This window comes from Biomaibacter acetigenes (assembly GCF_003691585.1).
GTDB lineage: Bacteria > Bacillota > Thermosediminibacteria > Thermosediminibacterales > Tepidanaerobacteraceae > Biomaibacter > Biomaibacter acetigenes.
On the sequence record NZ_CP033169.1, the window covers coordinates 2631335 to 2655446 of the forward strand.

At 47.0% G+C, this 24112-nt stretch carries 25 protein-coding genes and 1 pseudogene; 8 read left to right on the forward strand and 18 right to left on the reverse strand.

Annotated elements, in window-relative coordinates; genetic code table 11:
- Nucleotides 1-3: 3 nt before the first annotated feature.
- The 6 genes and pseudogenes from D2962_RS13340 to loaP form a co-directional block, all read right to left on the reverse strand.
- On the reverse strand, nucleotides 4-249 hold the full coding sequence (locus D2962_RS13340; RefSeq protein ID WP_122015264.1) for a DegT/DnrJ/EryC1/StrS family aminotransferase: 246 nt from the start codon (nucleotides 247-249) through the stop codon (nucleotides 4-6).
- A 6-nt stretch (nucleotides 250-255) separates the two neighbouring features.
- Nucleotides 256-3117, reverse strand: coding sequence for an O-antigen ligase family protein (locus D2962_RS13345; RefSeq protein WP_245984700.1), 2862 nt, complete (start codon nucleotides 3115-3117; stop codon nucleotides 256-258).
- A 214-nt stretch (nucleotides 3118-3331) separates the two neighbouring features.
- On the reverse strand, nucleotides 3332-4270 hold the full coding sequence (locus tag D2962_RS13350) for a GumC family protein (RefSeq protein ID WP_122015265.1): 939 nt from the start codon (nucleotides 4268-4270) through the stop codon (nucleotides 3332-3334).
- A gap of 71 nt (nucleotides 4271-4341) precedes the next feature.
- Nucleotides 4342-4629, reverse strand: a complete 288-nt coding sequence (locus tag D2962_RS13355; RefSeq protein WP_122015266.1) for a Wzz/FepE/Etk N-terminal domain-containing protein — start codon at nucleotides 4627-4629, stop codon at nucleotides 4342-4344.
- 300 nt (nucleotides 4630-4929) lie between these two features.
- Nucleotides 4930-6430, reverse strand: a pseudogene (locus D2962_RS13360) (ATP-binding protein).
- Between the two features lie 163 nt (nucleotides 6431-6593).
- Nucleotides 6594-7124, reverse strand: coding sequence for an antiterminator LoaP (gene loaP, locus D2962_RS13365; protein WP_122015267.1), 531 nt, complete (start codon nucleotides 7122-7124; stop codon nucleotides 6594-6596).
- Between the two features lie 278 nt (nucleotides 7125-7402).
- Between loaP and D2962_RS13370 the strand changes: the two genes are divergently transcribed.
- Nucleotides 7403-7882, forward strand: coding sequence for a QueT transporter family protein (locus D2962_RS13370; protein WP_120767035.1), 480 nt, complete (start codon nucleotides 7403-7405; stop codon nucleotides 7880-7882).
- On the forward strand, nucleotides 7875-8270 hold the full coding sequence (gene queF / locus D2962_RS13375; protein WP_120767036.1) for a preQ(1) synthase: 396 nt from the start codon (nucleotides 7875-7877) through the stop codon (nucleotides 8268-8270). The genes D2962_RS13370 and queF overlap by 8 nt, the downstream gene beginning before the upstream one ends.
- On the opposite strand, the gene truD is transcribed toward queF, so the two are convergent.
- Both truD and mntA read right to left on the reverse strand, forming a co-directional pair.
- Nucleotides 8265-9431 carry a tRNA pseudouridine(13) synthase TruD gene (truD, locus tag D2962_RS13380; protein ID WP_122015801.1) on the reverse strand — a complete coding sequence of 389 codons (1167 nt, stop codon included), beginning with the start codon at nucleotides 9429-9431 and terminating at the stop codon, nucleotides 8265-8267. The genes queF and truD overlap by 6 nt on opposite strands.
- Nucleotides 9432-9495: 64 nt before the next feature.
- On the reverse strand, nucleotides 9496-9912 hold the full coding sequence (gene mntA, locus D2962_RS13385) for a type VII toxin-antitoxin system MntA family adenylyltransferase antitoxin (RefSeq protein WP_122015268.1): 417 nt from the start codon (nucleotides 9910-9912) through the stop codon (nucleotides 9496-9498).
- 521 nt (nucleotides 9913-10433) lie between these two features.
- Here mntA and D2962_RS13395 point away from each other — a divergent pair.
- The 5 genes from D2962_RS13395 (at nucleotide 10434) to D2962_RS13415 (ending at nucleotide 12797) form a co-directional block, all read left to right on the forward strand.
- On the forward strand, nucleotides 10434-10661 hold the full coding sequence (locus tag D2962_RS13395; RefSeq protein WP_120767040.1) for a DUF1659 domain-containing protein: 228 nt from the start codon (nucleotides 10434-10436) through the stop codon (nucleotides 10659-10661).
- Nucleotides 10662-10711: 50 nt separating this feature from the next.
- Nucleotides 10712-10933 (forward strand): DUF2922 domain-containing protein, encoded by a 222-nt coding sequence (locus D2962_RS13400; RefSeq protein WP_120767041.1) that lies wholly within the window; start codon nucleotides 10712-10714, stop codon nucleotides 10931-10933.
- Between the two features lie 113 nt (nucleotides 10934-11046).
- The gene (locus tag D2962_RS13405) at nucleotides 11047-11199 is read left to right on the forward strand and encodes a YvrJ family protein (protein WP_122015270.1); all 153 of its coding nucleotides are present in this window, start codon (nucleotides 11047-11049) and stop codon (nucleotides 11197-11199) included.
- Between the two features lie 95 nt (nucleotides 11200-11294).
- Complete coding sequence (locus tag D2962_RS13410) at nucleotides 11295-11804, forward strand: peptidoglycan recognition protein family protein (RefSeq protein ID WP_120767043.1); 510 nt, start codon at nucleotides 11295-11297, stop codon at nucleotides 11802-11804.
- A 276-nt stretch (nucleotides 11805-12080) separates the two neighbouring features.
- Nucleotides 12081-12797, forward strand: coding sequence for a hypothetical protein (locus D2962_RS13415; RefSeq protein WP_122015271.1), 717 nt, complete (start codon nucleotides 12081-12083; stop codon nucleotides 12795-12797).
- A 23-nt stretch (nucleotides 12798-12820) separates the two neighbouring features.
- Here the strand turns inward: D2962_RS13415 and D2962_RS13420 are convergent, their stop codons facing one another.
- From D2962_RS13420 to D2962_RS13430, 3 genes are all read right to left on the reverse strand, one after another.
- A complete protein-coding gene (locus D2962_RS13420; protein ID WP_120767045.1) occupies nucleotides 12821-13081 on the reverse strand; it encodes a hypothetical protein in 261 nt (86 codons plus the stop codon).
- On the reverse strand, nucleotides 13072-13542 hold the full coding sequence (locus D2962_RS13425) for a hypothetical protein (RefSeq protein WP_120767046.1): 471 nt from the start codon (nucleotides 13540-13542) through the stop codon (nucleotides 13072-13074). The genes D2962_RS13420 and D2962_RS13425 overlap by 10 nt, the downstream gene beginning before the upstream one ends.
- Nucleotides 13543-13704: 162 nt before the next feature.
- A complete protein-coding gene (locus D2962_RS13430) occupies nucleotides 13705-14670 on the reverse strand; it encodes a carbon-nitrogen family hydrolase (RefSeq protein WP_245984703.1) in 966 nt (321 codons plus the stop codon).
- 391 nt (nucleotides 14671-15061) lie between these two features.
- Between D2962_RS13430 and D2962_RS13435 the strand changes: the two genes are divergently transcribed.
- Nucleotides 15062-17245 carry a YcdB/YcdC domain-containing protein gene (locus D2962_RS13435; protein ID WP_122015272.1) on the forward strand — a complete coding sequence of 728 codons (2184 nt, stop codon included), beginning with the start codon at nucleotides 15062-15064 and terminating at the stop codon, nucleotides 17243-17245.
- A gap of 56 nt (nucleotides 17246-17301) precedes the next feature.
- Here the strand turns inward: D2962_RS13435 and D2962_RS13440 are convergent, their stop codons facing one another.
- The 7 genes from D2962_RS13440 to D2962_RS13470 form a co-directional block, all read right to left on the reverse strand.
- Entirely contained in the window at nucleotides 17302-19026 is a 1725-nt protein-coding gene (locus D2962_RS13440; protein ID WP_120767048.1) for a PEP/pyruvate-binding domain-containing protein, read from the reverse strand.
- Between the two features lie 774 nt (nucleotides 19027-19800).
- Nucleotides 19801-20946 (reverse strand): NAD(P)/FAD-dependent oxidoreductase, encoded by a 1146-nt coding sequence (locus D2962_RS13445; RefSeq protein WP_122015273.1) that lies wholly within the window; start codon nucleotides 20944-20946, stop codon nucleotides 19801-19803.
- Complete coding sequence (locus D2962_RS13450; protein WP_120767057.1) at nucleotides 20930-21217, reverse strand: (2Fe-2S)-binding protein; 288 nt, start codon at nucleotides 21215-21217, stop codon at nucleotides 20930-20932. Before D2962_RS13450 ends, D2962_RS13445 begins: the two co-directional genes overlap by 17 nt.
- Nucleotides 21214-21711 carry a 4Fe-4S binding protein gene (locus tag D2962_RS13455; protein WP_122015274.1) on the reverse strand — a complete coding sequence of 166 codons (498 nt, stop codon included), beginning with the start codon at nucleotides 21709-21711 and terminating at the stop codon, nucleotides 21214-21216. Before D2962_RS13455 ends, D2962_RS13450 begins: the two co-directional genes overlap by 4 nt.
- Before the next feature lie 23 nt (nucleotides 21712-21734).
- Nucleotides 21735-22826, reverse strand: a complete 1092-nt coding sequence (locus D2962_RS13460) for an NAD(P)/FAD-dependent oxidoreductase (RefSeq protein ID WP_122015275.1) — start codon at nucleotides 22824-22826, stop codon at nucleotides 21735-21737.
- Complete coding sequence (locus tag D2962_RS13465; protein WP_120767060.1) at nucleotides 22823-23128, reverse strand: (2Fe-2S)-binding protein; 306 nt, start codon at nucleotides 23126-23128, stop codon at nucleotides 22823-22825. Before D2962_RS13465 ends, D2962_RS13460 begins: the two co-directional genes overlap by 4 nt.
- Before the next feature lie 189 nt (nucleotides 23129-23317).
- Nucleotides 23318-24019: a FadR/GntR family transcriptional regulator gene (locus tag D2962_RS13470; protein WP_162991231.1), complete on the reverse strand. Its 702-nt coding sequence runs from the start codon at nucleotides 24017-24019 to the stop codon at nucleotides 23318-23320.
- Nucleotides 24020-24112: the final 93 nt, after the last annotated feature.

Below are 24112 nucleotides of genomic sequence, written 5' to 3' on the forward strand. Positions count from 1 at the left end.
TGGTTAAAAAAATAAAAAATACGAAGCCGTCTTCATGGATGGTTTTCCCTTGCAATATGGTGGCTTGGTGCCGTTTGCCACGGCTATGGCATGCTTTACGCCGAGGTAGGAGGCCATTTCCTCTTCAAATTGTTTTACGTTGGGGCCCATAATGAAATGACCGCTCCGTATGACTTCCGATACGGCGGTGTCTATTTCATTTTTTATGGAATCATACTGGGCTTGCAAATCTAGAAAGGGTATTTTCAATTTATTTTATTCCTCCCATATTTCCAGGTTTTTGATGTTGATCTGCTTCTGGGAAATTCCCTGGATATCCAGCCTCAGCCATTGTTTGCCTTCTTTGAGGTCCTTTGTGGTGAGAAATGTAGCCGTCATTTTTGAAAGCTGCTGGGTTGGATTTATTTCTTTCCATTGGTACTGGGGATTCTTGCCTTCCCTTGTGAATACATTGAAAACCAGTTTATCTTTCGGTATGTCGCCACTGGCCATAATATTTATGGTGTAAAAGTTTTGAGGTTTCAGGGAAATATCCTGTTTTGTGTATATATAGGACGGGCCCTGGCCTTCATTTGTTAACCGAGCATAATCCTTTTTTATGATATCGGCTTTGAGCAAGCCTTTTTCCGAGTTGGAAGTACGCCATAAATCAGGGATCCCGTCATGGTCTGCATCTACGGTAAAATCTGACGCAAAGACCAAATCTTTAAGTTTTTTATAGTAATTTTCGTCGTCGATGTTTTCGGCCAGAAGTTTTGCTTTATATACATACAGCATCAGATTACTGGTGATCTCCAGTTTTTCCGGCGCATTTTTCGGAGATTTCATGTTAAGGTCGGAGATTTTATCGAAGATGTTCCGGGATTTTTGAGTGAGGTTTAAAGCCTCATCTTTCTTGCCCTGTCTTATATATACCTCGGCAACTTTTTCATAGGCATCGGCCAGGTTTTCCCATACTTCCATGTTATAGGGGTTGAGATCTGAAGCTTTTTCAAGGGCCAAAAGGCCATCCGGCAGTTTGCCGTTTTGCAGGCAATATGCCCCAAGCTGCGTTTGGAGCTTTGCGTTGTAACGGTCGAGGCCTATTGCCGTCATCCTATCCTGTTCGGCTTTTTTAATAAGTTCGTCGTCTTTTGTCTGTCTTCCTATGACATCTTCCAGTTGGGCAAGATCCGCCTTGAACGAAGCTGTCAATGGATCATATTTTGAAGCCTTCTCAAAGGCATCTTTTGCCTTCGTGATATTCTGCTGCTGGATATATCCCACCGCCTGCTGGCCGTAGGTATAGCCCTGATAAAGGAAGAAAGATGATACAATCAATATGCAGGATATTGCTGTATAAGCCCATGCCGGCCAGGCGACAGTCGAGGATGTTTTATTCTCTTGAGGATTTGCCATATATGACGATGATTTTATGATGCCGAAGAGTTCCCAGAGATACAGGGCTACCGCGCCCAGGGAAAGGTTAAAGTCCATGGCGCTGTGGCCTCCCAGGGCTACAGCGCCCGCCATGGCTCCCCATGCGAGGCCCCTTATCTCCGAATGTGCATCGGACCTCATTACTTTAAATCCTGAAATCAGGACAAAAGTCCACAGGCTAATGAGCACCAGTAATCCTATGGTGCCAGTTTCCACCCAGAGCTGCAGGAAAAAGCTATGAACTTCCGTGGTGAAGTAACGGTAAGATTGATAGGCAAAATATACGGATTTCCAGCCACCGCCACCAGTGCCAAAGATGGGGTGGGATTTTATGATCTTCAAGGCGTCCCGATAGAAGGTAAGCCTTTCCTGAACACTGTGTTCACCGATATTTATACTGGATATCCGTCGGCTGATGGCCTGGGGAATATATTTATATGCAAGGGTTATTTTTTGAGCTGTGGACTTATCCCCGGATTCGTAAAATTGTACATTGGAAAAAGATGCAGCGGTGCCGGGGAAACGGTTGGAAAAACCTATGGAAAGGCTTTTTGTATCGGGCCTGGTGGTAAAGGTAAATTCTTTTACCTGCCCGTTTAAAGATTCTTTTATGTATTCATTCAAAATCCTAACTGAGTTTTTATTTTCATCCAGGCTGTTGACAAGCAGGGCGGCGCCCCATTGTTCTTCTTTTGCTCCAGGTTTAGAAGAAACGGTAACTTTGACGGTATATTCCGTATCTGGCCTGACGTTTTCTACCGGATACCACGCGGTTTTCCAGCTTTCCGGTTCGTTTTCCGTGTGGGAAAGGGTCAGAGATGCCTCAGTAGTAAGGGCTATATAGCCGCCGGTGCCTGCCAGGATAATGAATATTATAAGTGCTGTAATGATAACTTTCGGCCTTATATGGAGGGCAAAGTGCTCACTGATTTTCTCCACCGCAAAGAATAGGATGACGGCTATGGCGGCACCCGCCGCATACCACATCCATGCCTGGCTTTTTTGAGCGGCGGATATAGCGGTGCCGAAGCCGGGGGATGCGATTACAGCGGCTATAAACGTCTCCATAGAGTATCCCAGGGCTTTCATTCGGTATTCGCCGGGCATGCCGACAATTAGAATCAGAAAGAACACCGGAAACATGAGCCATGCGGCCCGGGACAGAGTGAAGAGGAAACACAGAAACAGGGTGTAGTTTACAACGGACAGTATACCCCTCTGCCAGCGCTGTCCGGCGGTGGCCCACAGGGATGTGGATATCATGAAGGCGGCGGTGAGGTATGCCGCCAGGGTATTCGGGTACTGGATGGTGGAGTTTATCCTGCCGCCCACGAAGGCGCCGTTGTAAGTGAAGGTGCCGGCGGCGGCGCCGATGCCAATGAAGGCCACGCCGAAAGCGGAGAGCGCCATGGCCCAGAGGATTATTTTGATATCCTTCCTGGTGCGGGCAAAGTCCGATACCAGATAGAAGGCCATGAAGTAATTTATGTACTTCAGCAGTTCTCCCACCGCCGAGCGGATATTTACGGCCACAAAGAGGGATATAAAGTAGGCTCCCACCAGGGCCAGAGCGGCAAAGTCCATGGGGGATCTAAAGAATCTCTGCTCTTTCAGGATAAAGCCTTTATATATCACCCATGCCAGGAACAAGACGCCGGTATACATATGGGTGGGGAGGAATTCTTTGTCGAAGAACATGCCCCTAAAATAGGGGGGATAGAGCAGAAGGATGATAAGGCCTATATATATAAGGTAATACAAGGTCCCTTTCTCGGCAGGAATACTCTGCTGTAGAGATCCGCTCCTTTTTCTTCATTTTTTCTCTGTTCCTTTAGTTTTTGCTTTCTTCCCATCTATTTTCACCTATTTTTTCATAATTTTAGCTGCATGGCCTGGTAAATGTATTTATTATTTATCCCTTAACATTCGGTATGACTTGAGATTCGCCCGACTTTTGCCAGTAGTCCAGGAAAAATACCGTAAACACGCCCACCATAAGCCCCAGCGCCATGGCTATGGCCACGTTCAAAGCCTTCTTTGGGGCTACGGGTTTAATAGGCACTATGGCCGGGGATACTACCATGATGTTGGCATCGCCGATCTTGCTGGAAGTGGTGATACGGGCTTCCTGGTATTTCTGCAGGAAGGTGTTGTAGGTATCCTGCGCCACGGTAAACTGCTGCTGGAGGCGGTTATACTCCGTCTGCTTTTCCGCCAGGGTCGCCTGGAGGCTTTCCAGCTCCGCCTGGGTTTTGCGGATATTGTCAGAAATGGCGGCTTTCTGTGAAATAATGCCGGACAGTGTCACTTCCAGTTCCGCCACCTTATTGTTTAACATGGTGTAGTTTTCATTTATCTCCTGGCTTTTCATGGTAAGGCCTGCCACATCCGACATTTTTCCGTCGGATTTGCCGGCAGCAAGGCCTGCCATGACGGGGTCATCTATGACGGATTTTTGAAGGTCCAGGAATTTAGGTTCCTTTGAAAGGCGCGCCCGGGCGCTTTCCAGAGATGCCCTGGTGGCCTTTTCATCCACATCCAGCTGTACCAGCTGCGTTTTAAAATCTGTGATAAGTTTTAACTTAGCTTCTATATCCTGCTGGAGCTCATTTACGCTCTGGGGCTGGGCCATGAATTTTTTAAGTTCTTCGGTGGCGGCCTGAAGGTTTTTCTGCTCCTCCTGCATCTGAGTTTTTAAGAATGCGGCGGATTTACCCATCTGCTCCTGTAAGGCATTGGAAAGAAAATCAACAAACCTGGGTGCCAGGGTATTGGCTATCCTGGCGGCCATCTCCGGATTTTTATCCTTTACTGTGATCCTGATAAGGTTTGTATCTTTGACTGCCTCCACATCTATGGCGTCTCTCAGGGAATTTAAGTCGTATTTTTCCGGGTCGAGGTTGAGGTCTTTTATGACCTGATTCAGTATATGGGGTTTGTCACCTGCACCCGGTAGGTTTCCAGTGTCATCTGGGGATACTGGGAAAGATAGCTTAAAAGCGTGTTGTAGGCGCTTTCCTGGGTCGGCGGCGGGTTCTTGGGCACCAGGGGCGATACCATAAGGGTAGTCCTGGCCTCATATGTAGGTGATATTATGAAAAAGCTGAAGATACCGCTCACCAGCATGGCGATTATTGTTATGGCGGCGATGATCCATTTGCCTCGCAACAGCACTTCAATCAATTCTCGCAGGCTTATTTCTTCTTCCATATTATTCCTCCTGTGTGATATTTTACCATAATAAAGTACAGAGCTCTGCCTTATGATTTGCGTGTTTTTTTTACAAATCAAAAAAAGGTTTATTTTTCCGTCGCTCAAGGGCGCCGAAACGCCTCAGGAGTTTGCCGCTTTGTCCAGGGTTTGCAGTACCACCAGACGCAGGTCCACTTTTTTCGTCTCGTTCAAAATGTCGATTCATGCCCGATTTTATTTTTATTCTACATAAGGAAGCGATTTCCTTCTTTTTGGGGAGGTAATTTTGTTTCATCTTCTATGAATTCGGGCTCTACATCATTTTTCCACAACCTCGTATTCGTCCTTGCCGATGAATATCAGCAGGGCCTGTTTGAGGTCTTTTTTGTTTTCCAGGCGGCGGCTTTTTTTATAGCGCTCCAGCTGCTCCTGACCTTCTGCCTTTATTTTTTCAACGTATGCGGCAAAGTCCGGCCTTCTTTCTTCGCTCTTTTTTATATACTTCAATTCAATCAGCCATTCATACTTTACGTCCGGGTTGCGCATGTCCCGCTCCAGATATATGTCTATATAGCCGGATTCGACTTCTTTTTCGCTAACCGGTTTATACAGCCCGCTGGTGATTAAAAAAGATGGTTTTTATTACATAATTGGGTATGGCCAGTTCCACTATGTTGTATTTGCTCTCTTTTATGGTCAACATTCCCATATAAAAAAGTAATGAAATGAAATATTCATCATCATACATCCTGTCAAAAGAAAATTTCGTAACTATGTCGGAGACAATACTTTCATCCCTCAAGATCTTCTCCAGGACTTTTTTATTTTTTTCATTGGTTGCAAGCCGGTTCAGACGGCCGTAATCGGTTTTTACGTTGTCGTCTATCAGTATTCTGGGCTCTTTATTATATCTTGTATATTGATCTAAAAAATAGAATATCATATCGGGATTATACATTCTCTCAGAAGCATCTAAATTAAACAAATATCCGTTATAGTAGTCTTTAAGCTTAATCTGAATGTCGGCCGGATTTATGTTTAGCATATCGAGAATTTTCTGCAATTCCTTCTCTGTAAATCCCATCATTTCATTCAGGTTCTTATCCATGGTGATGTTCATGGCTATGTTGAAGCCGCTGGTGAGGTCATCCAGCATGATGGGGGATATGCCGGTGATGAATATCCTGTCTATAACAGTTTCGGTGCCTATCTTGACGGTTTCATAAAAGTCTCTCACAAAACCTGATGCCCTTATAATTTCCTTATAAAGATCATTTTCCCCCATGGCGATGATGTCGTTGGCAAAATGGTCATATTCGTCGATTATGAGATATATTTTTTTGTTATGCTTTCTTATTTCTTCGATAAATAAATCTATGATAGAGCGTATATCGGATATATTAAAAAGAGCATTTTTAAGTTCGGTCTTATCGCCCAGGACCCATGAATATTTACTTAAAAAACTTGCAATAGAGTTAATTAAACTTGATTTAAACGATCCATATAATGATTCTTTATTCTCGGTATTTAAGCCTGAAAAATTGAGTTTTAAAATGAGGTAAGTGTTTTTCAAGGGAGTGGGATTTTTCCCTATGTATAAATCACCAAAGAGTTTCTGGAAATCTTCTCTGGCATTTATGTCGTAGTAGTGTTCCAGGGTGGACAAAAACAGGCTTTTCCCAAAGCGGCGGGGCCTGATGAAGAATATGTATTTGCTGTTTAAGTTTTCTAGTTTTTCTATGTATGGTGTTTTATCTACGTAAAGATACCCTTGTTCCCTGAGGCTTTTGAAGTTGGAGATGCCATAGGGGATTTTCATGGGGCGCCTGTCCTCCTGCACAGCTAACCCTCCCGTGCAATATTTTCTGATTACAATGATATCACATTGTGATAAATATGGCAATTAATTGAACATTACCCTGATAAAGTAAAAGCGCCAGCTTTTGATGACGGTGCTTACATACGGCTTGGTGGTGTGACGATTATATGCTTTTGCTCTTTTCAATATCTTTAATTACCGTAAGGCCCAGGTCTACTTTTTTCGTCTCGTTCAAAATGTCGAGCATGACTTTGGCTCTGCCCTTCCTGCTGTCTACGTCGATGATGATGCCTTCAAAGTCCTTTAAGGGGCCCTCGATGATTTTGACTTTTGTACCCACTCTTATCCCGGTGGAAAATCCTATGACATCTGATACGCTCGTAAGTCTGAGGATAGGCTTCATTTCTTCCGGTGGCACTTCTGCCGGCTCAAGGTCCGTCATCAGAAGTTTTGCAGATACCGGCATTAATTTTATGCTGCGGTAGGTTTCTTCGGTCATGACGGTATTTATAAAGACGTAACCCGGGAATAGTGTGCGCACCACTTCTATCTTTTTCCCCTGCCGCTTTTCCATGAGCCTTCTTCGTGGTATCAGGGGCTTTACTTCATCCGGCGGGAAGATGTGCTCGATGGCTTCCTTCAGCTTTTTTTCCTCGCCCGTCTTTGTAAACAGCACATACCATTTTTTTCTCATCGCAGATTCGGGGATGTCCCCGGAAAGCCTCCCGCTATGCTGAAATAGGTATCATCAGGCCGGATATTTATGGTATTGCATAATATGTCGATTCATGCCCTATTTTATTTTTATTCTACATGGGGAGGAGATTTCCTTTTTTTTGAGGATATTTTTTGGGAAATATAAGGATAATGAATCATCTTTGTCTTTTTTTATTTTCCATGCTATAATAAAAAAAGCGGTTAATCCTGCCCGGGTCGCAGACACCCCGGTTAAAAAAACAAGGAGGAATTTCTGTGTCCAAAAAAATCAAAGACCTGACACAAATATCACTGGTAGCCTGCCTCTATGTTATATTCACCCTTATCTCTTCATCGATTTCTTATCTTCCCAGTCAGTTTAGAGTGGGTGAAATGGTAAAACCCATCAGCACTTTTGACAAAAAGTTTGCCGTATCTATGATGATTGGAAATTTCCTTTCAAATCTTTTCAGCCCTTTTGCCGGCCCTATGGAACTGGTATTTATGCCGCTCTCTAATTTAATCGGTTGTAGAATGGGTTTTATTATAGGTAAATACACGAACAGGTTCATCGGTTCTCTTTTCATTGCCTTCTGGATTTCCGCTTCGGTAGCCTTCACTTTGAAAATTGCCGCCGATTTCCCCTTTTTTGAAACCTTCATGAGCGTATTGGTATCCGAAGCCATCCTAATGATAGCAGGCTATTTTATAATGGAGTTTATGTGTAAGAGAGGAGTGCTTAAAATAAATGGATAAATACAGTGAAAAGAGATTTGATATTTACGGATATGACAAAATCGATACCGATGTTTTAGAAACCATGGAATACGAGTATCCAGAAAAGGATACGATTATTGAATACCATACCGAAGAATTTTCTTCCGTCTGTCCGTGGACCGGTTTGCCTGATAATGCAAAGCTTACCATCAGATATATACCCGGCAATAAACTTGTGGAATTAAAATCTCTAAAATATTACCTGACATCTTACCGCAATATAGGGATATTACAGGAGCATGCTGTAAATCGGATACTGGATGATCTGGTAAAACTGCTGGCTCCTAAATATATGGAAATTATCGGGGATTTTGTGGCAAGAGGCGGGATATCCACAAAGGTTATGGCAAAGTACAACGGATCATAGCACGCCTATGGCTTTCACCAGCATGGTGGCAAAGGAGCCGGGAGGCAGGGCGAACTTGAGCTTGAATTTGACAAAGCCCGGGTAGATGTCGTCATCCTCGAAGGGACCGATGTACAGGTTTTCGGGGAATATGATTGCCGGGCGGAGGAAGGACTTGAAAAAGGACTTCCTTATTTTTTTTAGATTGAAGTCGGAGGGCTTTACTTCTCTTTGGGAAAGGACTTCGCTGACGGCCCTGTCGATATGCGGCGACGTTTTGGGTATCCTGCAGGACACGGTAGGAATCTCCATTTTTTCTAAGGTTTTTAAGTTTTCCGGTGTAAGGGTCTTGTAAAAGTAGTAGTCCATTATCTTGCCCTTTACTTCAAAGAGTTCGTCGGCATGAGAGAAAAGTATGCGTTCCAGTGCTTTGTTCCACAGAAAGCTCTGGTAGGCGGAAAAGTGCATGCTGAGGCTCTCTTTGGGGATGGCGTTTATGGCCTCCACCAGGGCATTCTTGCTTTTTCCGGTGGAAAGTATCTCCATTATCTCTCTTTCGGCTTTGGTGCGGCAAAGGGGCAGGATCTCCCGGAAGTTTCCCCAGAGCTCGGTTATTTTTTTCTTGCGCTCTTTCTCCTCTTTTTTATCTTCGGGGTGGATGGCGGTAAAGTACAGCTTCAGGGCGCCGTTATAGTGCTTTTTTATTATGCGCTCGGCCAGGATCTCGTCGGGGTTTCCTATGCTGCCGAAGCGCTGGTCGTCAAAGTAGTTGGGAAAGCCGAAGTTTTCGATCTGTTTCAGGCGCTGCTCGATGGCGTCTTTTTCTTCGGGCTTTATCCTGCGCAGGGTGAGTTCAAAGTAGTTGCCCTTAAGGATGGCCGGAGATACAAAATCGTCAGCGAAGCCTTCGAAGGTGAGCTCCACGTTGGGCAGGGAAAAGGATATCTCCCGGTCCCGAGGGACAGAGATATACTGATAGGTGACGGCATGGCGGTCCTTCCTGCCTCCGGAGCCTATGATGTACATGGGGATGTGGTTTTCCCGGGCGATGTAGAGCAGGGCGTCCATGGTGTTCCAGTGGCGTTTTTTGAGCCTGTATATGCGATAGCGACCGCCGGATGTATATTTTAAGTCTATGAGTTCTCTCACTATGAAATCCTCGGGAGTGACTTTTATTTTCAAAAGCATCAACCCTCTTTTTTAGCTATAAAATTTGCTATTTCTTTTAAGAATGTCTCAAAGTCTTTTAATTCCTCTCTATCAGGTTTTGTATAAACTCTTTTTGCATGCTGTTATATCGATAATAGTGGAGTCTGAAAGAGTTGATTACCGACTCTAAAAAATCATCTGTAATATCTCTATCCTTTTCATAAATTATCCTTCCTTTTATGACCGCATTGTACCTTAATAGGAAATTAGCTTTGTTTAGATTTAATAAATCAATGTCTTCGAATTTTAATATCTCGGATAAATCGTCCATGATACGGGCTTCATCCGGTAAAGATATATCATTTTTAAACAATATAGCTATGTCTATATCGCTGATTTTTTCAAGAAAGTTGTTTTCTATTAAGGAACCAAAGACTGTAACCAGCAGGATGTTGGGGTCTTTTTTGAAGTAATTTATTAAATCCTGGTTATCCATCACATTAATAGACTTCATATGAAAGCCCCTTTCTTTATTTTCATTATTTTCCTTTTTTCATCATATCATACACTCTGTCAGGCTGCAATTGTGGCGGTAAAATTTATGATATTGATGGACCTGTCCCGGATGGGATCATTTTTTTTGTGGCAAATATGCCCACCGGTTCCCGGTGGTGTGTTTTTTGGTTTTATTCGGGCCGGATGGATGTTCTTTTACGCCCGATCGGGGCGACCCGGCCTTTTTTTATTTGCAGTGGGCTGCCGAATCAGTGTGATCCGGCTTTTTTGTTTTTTTCCCGGGCCATCGTATAATCAAATCGTAATTCGGACAGCCCCGGAAAAACAGGTGGCCGGGAGGCGGGATGAAGGCCGCCTGTTCCGATGGAATAACGGCGGACGGCATGCCTTCTTCCCGCAAAGATGCGGGGGCGTGCAAAAAGGGCTGGCGAAAATAAGATGATCTCTTGCCAGCACCGCATCCTCCAGGGCGGAGGGTTTTTAAGACCGGGGCTGGCGAAAGGGAGAGGAGGTGAGAACATGCCGGTTATAGTGACTCCCGTGGATTCCAGTCTCCAGATCATAGTTCAGACCGGAGTCGACGCAAACAACAAGCCTGTTTACAGGACCAGGTCTTACAACCGTGTAAAGACCGATGCGCAAGACCAGGATGTGCTGGATGTGGCAAAACAGATCATCGGGCTCCAGGCTCATCCGGTAAATTCTATCCGCCGGGTGATGGAAACCGAGCTGAACGAGCAGGTTTAAGAGCATCCCAAAAGTATGAGGACAAATTTATAAAGGGGAGGTGAGACTGTATGGATAAAAACCTGGAGATGATCTTCCAGAACGCTGCCGGGAAAAACGCCCGGATATCCGTGGCGGACCCCAAAGACAACCTGACCGCTGCGGAGGTTCAGACCGCCATGGACACCATACTGGCAAAAAACATCTTTAACACCACCGGCGGAGATATCGTCAAGGTGGTGAGCGCCAGGATAGTAACCAGAGATGTGGCGGAGATTTTGCCCCAGAGTTAAAGTGGGCAAGTAACAACTAGCTGAGATTCTGAAGGAGCGGGGCCTTGCGGGCAGGGATGCCGGCGGGCCCCTTTCTCGAGGTTCGAAGTTCGATTTGGAAGGAGGAGGGGGTCATGCAGGAAATCGTAGCTCAGGTGGCCAATGTGGGCTTCCCCATAGTGGTTTCCATCTATCTGCTGGTGCGGGTGGAGGCCAAGATGGAAAGCCTGACAAACAGCATCTATGAGCTGGCAAAGGTGATTTCCAAATTCGAGGTTCGAGATTAGAGGCTCGGTTAAAAGCTTATCAGAGGTTATGGTTTGAGATTAATATGGGACAGAAACCATCCCCATTCTCACATTCTCACAGGAGGTGGACAAATATGGAGAGGCTTTATCCCAGATTTATAATACTGCATCACACCGCCGGCCATGATGTGCCGGCCCTTGACATAGACGGGTATCATGCCCGAAGGGGTTTCGGAGTAAGGGTGGCGGGGCCTGAGCCGCTGGTGGAGGAATATATCGAAAGAGGGTTTGAGCGCACTGATGGAGGGGTGGTGGTACACATCGGTTATCATTACCTTATCCGGGCCGACGGCAGCGTGGAAAAGGGACGGCCGGATTTTGTGCAGGGAGCTCACTGCAGCGCTCAGGGCATGAACTTCAAATCCCTGGGGGTAGCCCTTACGGGAAATTTCGATTTCATCGACAATCCTCATGGGCAAAAGGGACCTGCGGAGCCCACCGGGGCGCAGATAAAATCTCTAAGAAATCTACTGAATTATCTCATGGATATATACCAGATACCTAGAAGCGGTATTATTAGGCACTGCGATGTGGCGGGTGCCGCCACCAGCTGTCCGGGGGACAGGTTCCGGTTTAAACTTTAAAATTTTTTTGGATGAGTCAGGGGGGTGAGTCAGGGGACCGGGATGAGTCAGGAGAGATGAGTCAGGGGACGGTTCCTTGACTCAATATCATTTTTTATTTAAAGCCTTGACATAAAACTTTTGTTCGTATTATAATATTTTTGATTATACGAACAATTGTTTGTTTGGCTTTCGCTTCTGAATAGACGGCAAAAAGCTGAGGTGTTGGGCCGTCTTTCATAGGGGAGCAACTTACACCAAAATCATATCTTAGTTTAATAATCGGGGGTGTTATTCATGGTGATAGAAGATATGCTGGAGCTGGGTGTGGCGGCTATACTTCCGGTATATGAAGGCGGCAATGTCACAAGGCTCATCGCATCCGACGGCACGGAAATGACGGATTCGAGGACCTGCAGGACTGTTTTGAAGAGTTTTGCCAGGATGTACGGTATAGACCTTCCCGCCACCAGAGAATTTTACGGCAGGGCCATAAATAAAAGGCATGCCGTCCCCATACCTTTTGGGGCAAACATGATCCTCATGCCGGTGAAAATTCGGGAAAAGCCTCTCGGGGAAAATGACGGTACTTTCGGGTATGTGAATTTCAGGGAGGTTCAGCAGATAGATGATGCAGGGGACAGGTCCTCCTGCATTGTATTGAGATGCGGCAAAACCGTAAACACACTGGCAAGCAGGACCACCGTGCTGGAGTACATGAAAAATGCCCGCCTGGTGGAAAGCCTTTACTTGAACAGGCATTTTCACGGTGTCCCGGCGGGCTGCAAAGTCGCAGTAAGCGACGCTGCAGCGGTAAAAGAAGCTTCTTTTTACTCTCCTCTCAGGCAGGAAAAGGATCTGCTGCGGGAAGGCAGGGAAGATTTGCGATTTTTGCAGGAAGGCGGCTTCCTGCAGGAAAATCCGCAGGATCATGATGATTTGCTGCGGATATATTTGCTGGAGCTTCTGGTAAAAGCGCTCCTGCAGCGCAAAAATGACAAAGATTTCACCTGATTGGGCGGCTGTCGAGCCGCTTTTTAATTTTCAAACCTTTTTTTATAACCATTATCTATAAACTTCTTCATCTCTTCCAGAGATATAAACCCCAGTGAAATAGATATTTGTTTTAATGTGCCTATCTTAAGGTAGTCACTATCTTTATGGTAATCAAACTTGACAGTCCTCTTTTGACCATCATATCCGATTCCCATATATATGGTTCCCTTTTTTCGCGCCTTAACAAATCCCATTTTGTTCAGAAGTTGCCTGATTTCACCCTGAGTATATCTTATTGGCATTTTTCTTCCACAAATAATTGCTTTATTTTCTCTCTATCGCCATTGCAACGGGCGATTCGGCGTAAAAAAGGGAAATCGAAATTTGTGGCAGAGTTTTCAGAGGTGAACCATTCAATGTTGCTGTAATAAAGTTCCGTATATTCAAGAAGCGCATCGATAAGATCTTCTATAGCTTCCTCTTTTGTATTGCCCTCGCCATAAACCGTGGAAAGGCCTTCTATAGTTACGGTATAGCCTTTTAAAATTTGGTCATACTCCCATATTAGTTTAAAAGGAGCTATCCTTGAAAATAAATTATCAAGGGATTGGGTGCTTATGATTGAAACCGCGTTTTTCTCGTCGCCTTTGTTTCTTAAAGCGTCTATAACTATTATTTCCTCCCCGCGTTCGGCCTTGTTAATTATCTCTCCGAATAGTCTTTTAGCCGTTGACCTGTTTAATTTTTCTAAATTGACACCCATGTCTAATCCCCACTTTGCTCAATTTTCTAGTTTATATTATAAATAATTTTTGTTTATAGTTCAAGTGGTACATGTTGGCCTTTTTAAATCTTTCATTTTTTTAACTATCTCTCAACAATCACAAATTTTAAAGTCGGGTTTTATCCCGACTTTTACATACGTCTAATACAGTTCCGGACGGCGGTCTTCGAATACGGTTATCTTTTGACGGGCATGGTCTATGCGGGAAAGGTCCAGGGTTGTGGTGAGCACTTCCTGTTTATCGCTTCCCTCCAGCAGCACCTCGCCCCAGGGGTCCACCACCAGGGACATGCCGGGGAAATCCCCGCTTTTGTCCCTTCCCGCCCGGTTCACCGCCACTACAAAAAACTGGTTTTCGATGGCCCTGACTATGTTTAAAAGTTTCCAGTGTGCCTCCCGGGGTTTAGGCCACTGGGCCGGCACAAACAGTATTTTCGCCCCCATCAGGGCCAGCTTTCGGACGAATTCGGGAAACCGCAAATCATAGCATATGATTACCCCGCAGGGGATGTCGTCCAGCTTAAAGGTTACGGTTTCCCGGCCAGGGGAAAGGTATCTGTCCTCTTCCATCAGGCGGAAGCGGTGGACCTTGTCATAGCGGGCGACTATCTCCCCTTCCCTGTTGATGACATAGGAGGAGTTAAACACTCCTTCTTTTTTGTTTGGGCTGCTCCAGGTGCCGGCGGCGCCACTTTGGGGCCTGTCGACGTTGCTTTCTTTTTCTCCGGCGCCGGTTGCCTGAAAGTTGCCGATTGTGGAGCACTCATCCGCTTTGTCCGGAGTTCGGGCGCCTTCGTTTCTCACTATACCGGAACTCATCGTCCTCCTGTCGGCTATGGATCCTGCCACTATATTCACCCTGTTTTTGCCTGCCACTTCCTGAAGCCACTCGATGGTGGGGCTGCCTTCCCGATCGGCGATGTCTCCTATCCTTGCCAGGTCATATCCCGTTGTCCACATCTCGGGCAAAACCAGCACATCGGGTTTTTTCCTCTGTTTCAATACCTCTTTGAGCATAGCTTCGGCCCGGCGGCGGTTTTGCTCCGGGTCTCCGTATGCCACATCCATCTGGAGCAATGAAACCTTTAATTTCATATCATCGGACATTTTACTCATCCTTTCATATCAGGATAATAATTCCCGCAGCCTTCTAACACTTTTGATCACCTTCATAATTTATCCTCCAGTCTATGAATTATTTTTAATATTCTACATGAATTTTAAAAAACCTTTATTTATATTTCCCGGGAAAAAGCATGGAACTTTTAATCATATTTTTCGTCTAAATATTATAGAATGAGGAATGAGCCTTGGGGAGGGAGGTGTATAAATATCATTTTATCATTTACCGGGGGCAGAGATGGGATCGCATGAAGTCGCATGAGTCAGAGAACCGTCCCCTGTCTCAGAAGTTCGGGCCGCATGAGGCCATGAGTCAAAGAACCGTCCCTTGACTCATAAATACTTAATTATAATCGTAAAGGGAGGCATTTTTGCAATGAAGAGGCTAAGATACTTAACAGCGCTGGCATTGAGTATTGTTTTTACCATTTCGGTTTTTATCCCCGGCGCTTACGCCCAGGGGAATGCCGCCTTTTCTCAGGAAAAGGCCATCGAAAAGATAAAGAGTATGTTTGACACCAGTGGTTATGACAAATTCAACATTAATTACAACGAGGATAAAATCCGCAAGACCTGGAACCTCAACTGGTCGAACACCAAAGAACCTTACGGTAGCCTGTATGCCACCGTGGATGCCGATACGGGTAATATTCTGAACCTCAGTATGTACGCTGGATATGACCCCGAGCAGAAACCTTCCCTTATACCGAAGGTTTCCGAAGAGGAGGCCAGGAAGATTGCCGAAGAATTTGCCAGAAAGCACCAGCCCGATGAATTTGCCCAGACCGTATATCGGGAGCGCCAGGAACCTGTATATAAACCCGTGAAGACGGTCCGCTACCAGCAGGATTATTATTTCAATTTCGTAAGGGTCATCAAGAATATACCTGTAGAGGGCGACGGGTTTAATATCAATGTTGACGCCGGCACCGGCGAGGTACGCAGCTACAGCTTCAACTGGTCCTATGAAGAGATGCCGTCGGCCGAAAAGATTATTTCCCTGAAAGATGCCGAAAAGATATTTAAAGAAAAAGTGGGATTGAAGCTGGCCTACCAGAGATATTTTGACTATATGACCAAAAAAGACGATGTAAAGCTGGTTTATACAATAGATGGCCCTTACAGGGTGCTCATCGATGCTATTACAGGTGAATTTTTAAATGATGCCAATTACGATTATCCGTATTACGACGGCTACGGTGGCGGCGGGGAGGCTCAGAAGGCGATGAATGCTGAGCTCACACCGCAGGAGTTAAAGGAGGTGGAAGCCACCAGGAACTGCATTACCAAGGAAGCTGCGTTGAAGGTGGTGCAAAAGTATCTAACCATCCCCGAGGGTTATGAGCAGAGTTACGCCAACCTGTATGAGGATTATGACAACCCCCAGCAAAGAGTATGGAACATAAGCTGGAGCAAAAAGACAGATACCCCAGGCGATTACGGGTCCATAAACGCCCGGGTAAATGCGGTAACCTCGGAATTGCTCAGCTTCAATATCTGGGATGACAGCCGCTACAACAGGGATTTCACCCAGAAGTACGACAGAGCGGCAGCCCAAAAGATTGCGGAAGATTTCCTGAAGAAGCTCCAGCCGGAAAAAGCCGGCAGCGTGAAGCTGGAGGAGATAAAGGGTGAAATCAAGTACCCCGAAAAAATCCGGGACCATTATTTCAACTTTACCAGGCTGGTGAATGGTATACCGTATCTGGCCAACGGATTTTCCATCACCGTGGACTCCTCCACCGGCAAGGTCCTGGGGTATAACATGAGGTGGCAGGATAGGGAATTCCCCAAGGTCGACGGGGTGCTGTCAAGGGATGAGGCCGAGGCTCGCTTCCTGAAAGACATAGGCCTTGAGCTTTCCTATACCAGAGTATACCGGCCGCAGCAGGAAGAAAGCAAGTTCTATCTGGTTTATAAGCTCAAACCTTCAAGCTCCTACACCTTTGATGCTTTTGACTTCAAACCTCTGGACTATCGGGGTAAGCCCATAGAAAAGCAGCCCGAGACGGCCTTCACCGATATCAAGGGACACTGGGCGGAAAAGGATATACAGCTTCTGGTGGATATGGGAGTAATCGAGTCAAAGGAAGATAAGTTCCGCCCCGATGAGAATATAAATCAGGGCGATTTCATAAAGCTTTTGATGATAGCCACAGGCCGCGGCCCGATAAATGATGAGGTGGCTTTGAAATATGGTATAGAGGCCGGCAAAGATTCCGGGGATGACATACAGAAATATATCGATGCGGCCATCAAGGCGGGCATTGTGAAGCAGGGTGAAGTTGATGCTCAAAAGCCCCTGCCCAGGGAAAAAATGGCGGCCTTTCTGGTGAGGTCTCTGGGATTTGAGAAAGTGGCATCCATCACCGGCATTTACACTGTTCCCGCAAAGGATGCCGCCGGCATATCCCCAGCCTATAAGGGCCATGCGGCCGTAGCCATGGGTCTTTCGCTTATCACCGGCATCGACGGCAGGTTTGAGCCCCGGGGCAGCGTCACCCGCGCCCAGGCGGCGGTAGTGCTGGTGAGGATGCTGAAGCTGCAGGCAGAAAAGTAGAACAATGCGCTAAAATACACGGGAAACGCGAGGCCTGGCCCGGCGTTTCCCCGTTTTTATTTCTTGATTATTACTCCCTTCATGTGATCCCCATCCAGAAATACATCGAACTTGCCTTCATAGACCCATACGGCTTTATGGCCGGTGGCCTTTCTGGGAGCGTTTTTGAACCAGTCAAAATTTATGATGTTGGTCTCAAGGTTATCGAAGACCGGCATGTATAGGATGCCGTCCACGTCCAGGTCCGCAAAAAAGTGGGTGCCGTAGGAGAGCTCCGGGGTGAAGTTTTTGCGCTGGATGCCCACTTCCACCAGCATGCCGCAGTTGGCAATCTCGTTGTATCCCACCGGAACTCCCAGGGCCGGGTTGCTGGAGCCCCATCGGCCAGGGCCTACCAGTATGTATTTTTCCCCTGCCAGAACATCGTTTACCTTTCCCACTTCTCTGGCGATGGCGTATTTGTCGGGGCTTGCGTAAAACTCGTCATGGTCCACATACACCAGGTATTTTATACCTCTCAGCATACCGTTGGTGAGCATGTGGTCACCCGAAAGGATGATATCCTCGGTCTTTATGTCATCGGGTATCTTTATTTTTCTGTATTCCTCCCAGCTTGACAGGGGCCGCACCTGAAGCAGCGCAAACCTTGGGTCTTCAGGCTCGTAGGCCCATTCCACATCCACCGCTATGCCCATGGCATCTTCCAGCACTTCAAAGAGATATTTCATGAGCTTGAAAAACCGCGGCCTATATGACGGAAATCTGTCAAATGTGAATATGAGCTTTTCTCCCGGGCCGGGTTCGGGGAACACAGGTGAAAGGTCTTTTATCATATTTTCTGCTGACGAATATAGGGATGCAAGACGGAAGAAATTTTCATGGTATTTTATGATATCCAGCCTGTCATTTATGTTGTAGGATTCCAGCTGCCCCGTTTCCATGTTGAGCATGTCAAAGGTCTCCTGGGAATACTTGGCGATCTCCTGGGCATTATTGCCTTCGGGCCTCAAGTTTAGATTTGTGAGGGAGAAGGTCCTGGCATAGCCTCTGGAAGTGCTCTTGGTGCCGAGGCCGAAGACCACCCGGACTACGCCGTCTTCTTTTCTTATCCTCTCGGTGAAACGGCGGTAGTTTTCGGAAAATCCCACTCCCGCCACTTCGGGGTAAAAACCGCTGCCCCGCCTTTTTCCGAAAAGCTCCTGGATAATCACCGCCATTCTTTCTTCGGAAAGGGCGTGCTTTCTCCTGTATACTACGGCGTTTTTGCCGTAGGTGCTGGCATATATTTGCTTTATAGCTGAGATGAGCTGGGAGAGCCTTTCTTCCATAGTGCCGGTGTTGGGTATAAAGGTGGTGAAGTATTTTCCGGCAAAGGAGAAACGCACGCTGTCTTCCAGCATGGAAGAGGACCTTATGGCCAGGGGACATGTAAGTTCACGGAGGACAGTTTCAAACTGCTCCTGGGCCTCCTCGGAAAATTCCCCGTCGAAGATGGCCTGACGGATTCTATCAATATCATTGGGAGATTCTTCGATTATGAGGTCTATCTCATTTTGCGCAAGATAATCGTCATACATACTGGAGGCGATGAAATAACTCTCGGGAATGACCACATTTTTTAGAATCTCATCATCTTTTTGTTTTAGTATCATGCTGGAGTAGAGCAATCCTTTAGCCTTTCCGCCTATGCTTCCGCTACCGATGGTCCTTTTCCGGAATTCCGGGAATTTCAGGGGGTCAAAGGCTATGTATTCCTTGATTTTATCGTTCCACTCGGCCAAGAGTACCACCTTCGCTTATGTTATTTGGGAGGCGTGAAGTCATAAGTGTGGTTTAGCCGCTACGCCTCCTCTGATAAATGATGGATAGTCATATAATATTATATCACCATAAATTAAAATTTAAATTAACTTGATAGATTTTTTCATCAGCAGGTAATCAACTTTCAACGAAGTATGTGACGGCTGCCGTCAGGAGTACTTTTTGCACCGCAATTAACTTTTTAAATATAAAAAACTTGTATATTTTAAAATCAACAGGGGCAATATAAATAACGAGGGTTCGCAGTGGCCGAGCCAAGACTGCCGGAGGATCCTTCATCCGGGTTTTCCGGCAGTCGGCCAAAGGTCGGTACCGGGTCTTGAGGCTCGGTACCGGCCGGCGGGCAGAGTGCTATGCGTCTTGTAAGGCTTCGTGGCAGCCCGAACTGTTGTCACGGGGTCAAAAAAGAGGCGTAGCATTCGAGCTAAGATCATCCTGGGTTCCGCAGATTTTACAATATGGAGTATTTTTATAATACTTATATTGTAATAATTGGAGGTCTGCGGCAGTCGAGAGATTGCCGCAGGTTTCTAAGGTACTCAGGATGGTCGAGCACAGGTTGCTGTGAGTTCCGTAATGGTCTATTGCAGCCGAAAGGTTGCAGTGGGCTATGCAGGGATTCATGGCAGCTGCAGCGCAGGTCACTGCGGGCTCTTTTTTTATAAAAAAGCCGGGGATTACCCCCGGTGGAATTGTCTGAATGTTGAATAAGTGAATAAGTGAGTGCCTGGCACCTACACTACTGACGGTTCGAATATGAGTTCTCCTCTCTTGAATCTTCCCACATCCAGCTTGTCGATGGGCAGGGTGGTGGGGAGGCCCAGGATGTATTCGGCCATGAGCTGTCCGGTGATGGGGCCGAACATGAAGCCGTGGCCGGAAAATCCGGTGGCAAGGTAAACTCCTTCCACTTCTTCGGCCTTGCCCAGGATGGGCTGGGCATCCGGAGACATCTCGTAAAGGCCTGCCCACTGGCGCACTACGCGCACATTTTTCATGTAGGGCAGATAGCGAGTGGCCTTCCTGCACATGGTCTCCACGAAATCCCAGGTGGATGAAATGTTATAAGTCTCATGCTCCGCCGGGCCGAAGCCCATGATGAATTCTCCTCCGGGCTCCTGCTGCAGGTAGATATTTCCGGCAAAGGACATGAGCATGGGGCCCAGGATGGGATTTACGGGTTCGGTCACCAGAATCTGGTGGCGCTCGGGCCTTACCGGCACGTCACAGCCCGCCAGTTCGCCCACGTGTTTGGACCAGGCTCCGGCGGCTATGACTATCTTGTCGGTGGAGATATAGCCTTTATTTGTCTGAACACCTTTTACCCGGCCTTCCACTACATCAATGCCGGTAGCTTCGGTATAGGTGTATATTTCTGCTCCATGCCTTCTGGCGGCTTCGGCGTAGGCCTGCATGGTCTTAAAGGGATTGGCGTGGCCGTCTTTATGGCAGAAGGTGCAGGCCAGGATTCCTTCTATGTTTAGTTCAGGAACGATGTCCAGAGCTTCCCGGGGGGTCAACATCACCGAGGGTATCCCCATGCTGTGTTGAAGCTCGATGTTTTTCTTGAACTGTTCCACTTCTTTTTCGGTGATGGCCATCATCAGGTATCCGCCCTGCTTGAATTCGATATCATCCTCAAAGTCCAGGATTTCATTGAGGTTCTCGAATATCTCGCAGGTGGCTTTGCCGAGGGCGCAGTTCATCTCGGTACCCCACTGTTGCCTTACTCCCGCCCCGCAGCGCCCGGTGGAGCCGCTGAACAGGTAACTTTTTTCAAGGACTACGACATCTCTCATGCCCATGGATGCCAGATTAAAGGCTATCGACAGGCCGGAGATCCCGCCGCCTATTATAACCACCTCAGCTGTTTTCTTCATCTTCTATCCCTCCCAGTATCACCGACATTTTTACATTTTTCACCGGGGGCCGGAAAGTGGTTACCTTTATATCATTGGGATGAGTGTTGGTGGCTTTTGCCAGCTCCGCCAGCAGCAGAGTCCTGCATGTGCGGCCCTGGCACTGCCCCATGCCGCACCGGGTGATGCGTTTAATCTCATCCATGGAGGTATAACCTTTCTCAATGACGGCTTCGATATCTTCCAGGGTCACATCCTCACAACGGCATATTATAGTTTTGCTTTTCGTCATCTCACATCGCCCCCTACCTTTATGTTCCTTACAACCATTGAAAGCTCTTTCGGAACTGCCACGGTGATGACCGGGGTCCTGTCTTCATATTTTCCGTTTCTAACTTTCAACACTTTGCCTTTGCCTACTTTTTTTCCGCTGCGATCTAATAAATCCACTTCTTCCCCCTCATGGGGAAGTGGCAAAAACTCGAATGGAAGCGAAACGGTGGCCTGAGTTTCGGAATAGGTCTCGTCTATGACAAATATGGCAAGACCCGGGCACTTGCTTATACACAGGCCGCATCCATTGCAGTTGTCGAAATTCACGGACGGGAGGTCATTGATATCCTCAAATTTTTGAATGGCTCCATGTTTGCAGGCTGTATAGCAGGGGTTACACGGTATCTTCTGAAAACACTCTATCATCACCACCGGGCCCTTTCTCCGCCTCTCTTCCGGCGGAATTCTTGTGGCCAGGTCTTCGGTGGTGGGAATTCCTTTTGTGCAGAGCATTCTTTTTCCCTCCTTGATACTAATTATGATACTAATTGAGCCAGACCCTGTCTAATCTTTTCACCCACAGGACCCGAGCGCAGGCTTTCAAGCTGTTCCAGGGCTTCCCGCCTTTTTTCATTAAATGTGCCGTTGTCGTATCCCAGGCTCTTGGCGGCATTGAGGCCTGCCAGTCTGCCTTCTATCATGGCGCTGCTGGCCTCTTCTACGCCAGCCACATCGCCGGCCACATACACACCGGGTACGGTGGTTTCCATGTTTTCATTTCTGAGGGCTACGTGTCCTCCCAGCTGCGGTACATATTTCATCTTACATCCCGCCTGCCACAATATCTCCGCCAGCGGGGAAAGCCCCACGGAAATGCATATTACATCTACTTTTAACACCTTTTCGGTCCCCGGTATGGGCTGCCATTTGTTATCTACCTGCCAGATAACGGCTCTTTCCAGGGCTCCGGTAAGTTCATTGGCATAGGCTGCCTTTACGGTATAGGACGTCATGATGGGCACTCCCAGGCGGGCCACTTTGGAGGCATGGACCCAGTATCCTCCGATGTTGGGAGCGGCATCGATGATGGCCTTTACATTGACTCCCGCCTGCATGAGCTGGTAGCTCACTATTAGGCCGATGTTTCCGGCCCCCACCATGAGAACATTGTCCCCGGGAACCACACCGTGCTCGTTCATAAGGGTCTGTACCGCTCCGGCGCCGTATATGCCGGGCAAGTCGTTATTTTCAAAGGGCAGGAATTTCTCCGAGGCGCCGGTGGCCACTATCACTTTTTCGGGTTTTATTTTCACAAAGGTCTTTTCCTCAACTTCTACGCCCAGAACTCCGTCATCGGGGTAATACCCTATGACCGTGGAATCCAGCATGGTTTCAATCCTGGGGTTTTTGAGCACTTCGGCGGAGAGGATTTTTCCTATGTCTATACCTCTTATGGAAGCATATTCCTTTTCTGAACCGAAGAACATATGGGTCTGTTTCACCAGCTGGCCGCCCAGCCTGGAATTCCTGTCAATGAGGGTTACCCTGGCGCCCATTTCGGCAGCGGCCAGAGAAGCCATAAGCCCTGCAGGCCCTCCCCCAATAACCGCTATCTCGGTTTTCTTCATTTGATATCACCTCTTCCCTTTTGTGTTTCCACAACCATGCCTTCCCGGAGTTTTTCGGTGCAGACCCTGACATTGGGCTCACCGTTTACCGTCATAAGACAGGATGAGCAGTTCCCAATGGCGCAGTAAAATCCCCTGGCTCTATGAAGGTGTTTGCTGTAGCTTAAAACCCTCACGCCGTTGTCGTGGAGGGCTGCAGCTATGGGTTCTCCTTCGTATCCTTTCATTTTCTTGCCATCGAAAGTAAATTCTACTTCCCGGCCCCTTTCAAAAGAAAGAATGGGGTGTTTTACTATTCGCATTTTTGTCCCTCCTTTGTAATTTCAAGAAATATACAATAGTGAGATATTTGGAAATATATCACTCCCTTCCTGAAGTTTATAAATAATACATCCCCCCTTCACTGGAATATTCCTCCTCAGTATTGGTCAGATTGTGAATATTGTCACTTTTTATAAGAGCGGCTTTGCCGCAGCTTGATTCCGAGTTCATTACTGCATCAGCTTTTTCTTCAGGATATCCCGGCGCAGGCTTTCCATGTGCAGCGACATTTTATAGGCCGCATCGTCGCCGTTTCTCCCCACTATGGCTCTTACTATGTCACTGTGCTGCTCGCACAGCACGATCCAGTCGTCATAATCCAGGATGGCTTTTTCCCGCAAGTCCTTTGTGAGGCTGAGCATTAAACTCACCATTTCCCTGAGCATGAAGTTGTGGGCCATCTCCGCCAGCGCCATGTGAAATGCCAGGTCCCGGTCCTTTTCCCTGTATTCCACGAGATTTTTCCTGTTCCCGTGGAATTCCTCATTAAGTGCCAGGAGATTTTCTATCTCCTGGTCGGTAGCCCTTTCCGCAGCAAGCCTGGCTACCTTAACCTCCACGATTTCCCTGGCTTCCACTACATCCACCAGGGCGAACCTTTCCAGGGCCATTGATGTGCTTCCATTAAGCTGAAAACCGCTGACCTTTCTCAGGTACCGTCCGCCGCCTGGCTTGCTCTCTACAAGGCCGCGGGATTCCAGCACTCTGAAGGCTTCCCGGAGAACCGCCCTGCTCACCCCGAGTTTTTCCATGAGCTCCCTTTCCGAAGGAAACTTGTCTCCGGGCTGTATTTCCCCACGGTCTACCATCTGTTTGATCTGCTCGATGATAGTCTCATAAAGCCTGACATTCTTTACTTTCTGGAAATCCATTCTTATGGCCTCCATATCCGGGCTACTGAGTAACCCACTTTTATATATATTTCGATATTTTTTTCGGAATTCCTTTTAATCTATAAACTTTTA

Excerpts from the sequence above, each read along its gene's own strand:
- D2962_RS13345 (WP_245984700.1), bottom strand. The coding sequence starts at position 3,117 with ATGTTCTTCGACAAAGAATTCCTCCCCACCCATATGTATACCGGCGTC.
- D2962_RS13395 (WP_120767040.1), top strand. The coding sequence starts at position 10,434 with ATGCCGGTTATAGTGACTCCCGTGGATTCCAGTCTCCAGATCATAGTT.
- D2962_RS13465 (WP_120767060.1), bottom strand. The coding sequence starts at position 23,128 with ATGCGAATAGTAAAACACCCCATTCTTTCTTTTGAAAGGGGCCGGGAA.
- mntA (WP_122015268.1), bottom strand. The coding sequence starts at position 9,912 with ATGAAGTCTATTAATGTGATGGATAACCAGGATTTAATAAATTACTTC.
- D2962_RS13420 (WP_120767045.1), bottom strand. The coding sequence starts at position 13,081 with ATGCCAATAAGATATACTCAGGGTGAAATCAGGCAACTTCTGAACAAA.
- loaP (WP_122015267.1), bottom strand. The coding sequence starts at position 7,124 with ATGAGAAAAAAATGGTATGTGCTGTTTACAAAGACGGGCGAGGAAAAA.
- D2962_RS13450 (WP_120767057.1), bottom strand. The coding sequence starts at position 21,217 with ATGACGAAAAGCAAAACTATAATATGCCGTTGTGAGGATGTGACCCTG.
- D2962_RS13470 (WP_162991231.1), bottom strand. The coding sequence starts at position 24,019 with ATGGATTTCCAGAAAGTAAAGAATGTCAGGCTTTATGAGACTATCATC.
- D2962_RS13405 (WP_122015270.1), top strand. The coding sequence starts at position 11,047 with ATGCAGGAAATCGTAGCTCAGGTGGCCAATGTGGGCTTCCCCATAGTG.
- D2962_RS13415 (WP_122015271.1), top strand. The coding sequence starts at position 12,081 with ATGGTGATAGAAGATATGCTGGAGCTGGGTGTGGCGGCTATACTTCCG.
- D2962_RS13425 (WP_120767046.1), bottom strand. The coding sequence starts at position 13,542 with ATGGGTGTCAATTTAGAAAAATTAAACAGGTCAACGGCTAAAAGACTA.
- D2962_RS13430 (WP_245984703.1), bottom strand. The coding sequence starts at position 14,670 with ATGTCCGATGATATGAAATTAAAGGTTTCATTGCTCCAGATGGATGTG.
- D2962_RS13460 (WP_122015275.1), bottom strand. The coding sequence starts at position 22,826 with ATGAAGAAAACCGAGATAGCGGTTATTGGGGGAGGGCCTGCAGGGCTT.
- D2962_RS13355 (WP_122015266.1), bottom strand. The coding sequence starts at position 4,629 with ATGGAAGAAGAAATAAGCCTGCGAGAATTGATTGAAGTGCTGTTGCGA.
- D2962_RS13445 (WP_122015273.1), bottom strand. The coding sequence starts at position 20,946 with ATGAAGAAAACAGCTGAGGTGGTTATAATAGGCGGCGGGATCTCCGGC.
- D2962_RS13400 (WP_120767041.1), top strand. The coding sequence starts at position 10,712 with ATGGATAAAAACCTGGAGATGATCTTCCAGAACGCTGCCGGGAAAAAC.
- D2962_RS13410 (WP_120767043.1), top strand. The coding sequence starts at position 11,295 with ATGGAGAGGCTTTATCCCAGATTTATAATACTGCATCACACCGCCGGC.
- D2962_RS13455 (WP_122015274.1), bottom strand. The coding sequence starts at position 21,711 with ATGCTCTGCACAAAAGGAATTCCCACCACCGAAGACCTGGCCACAAGA.
- queF (WP_120767036.1), top strand. The coding sequence starts at position 7,875 with ATGGATAAATACAGTGAAAAGAGATTTGATATTTACGGATATGACAAA.
- D2962_RS13435 (WP_122015272.1), top strand. The coding sequence starts at position 15,062 with ATGAAGAGGCTAAGATACTTAACAGCGCTGGCATTGAGTATTGTTTTT.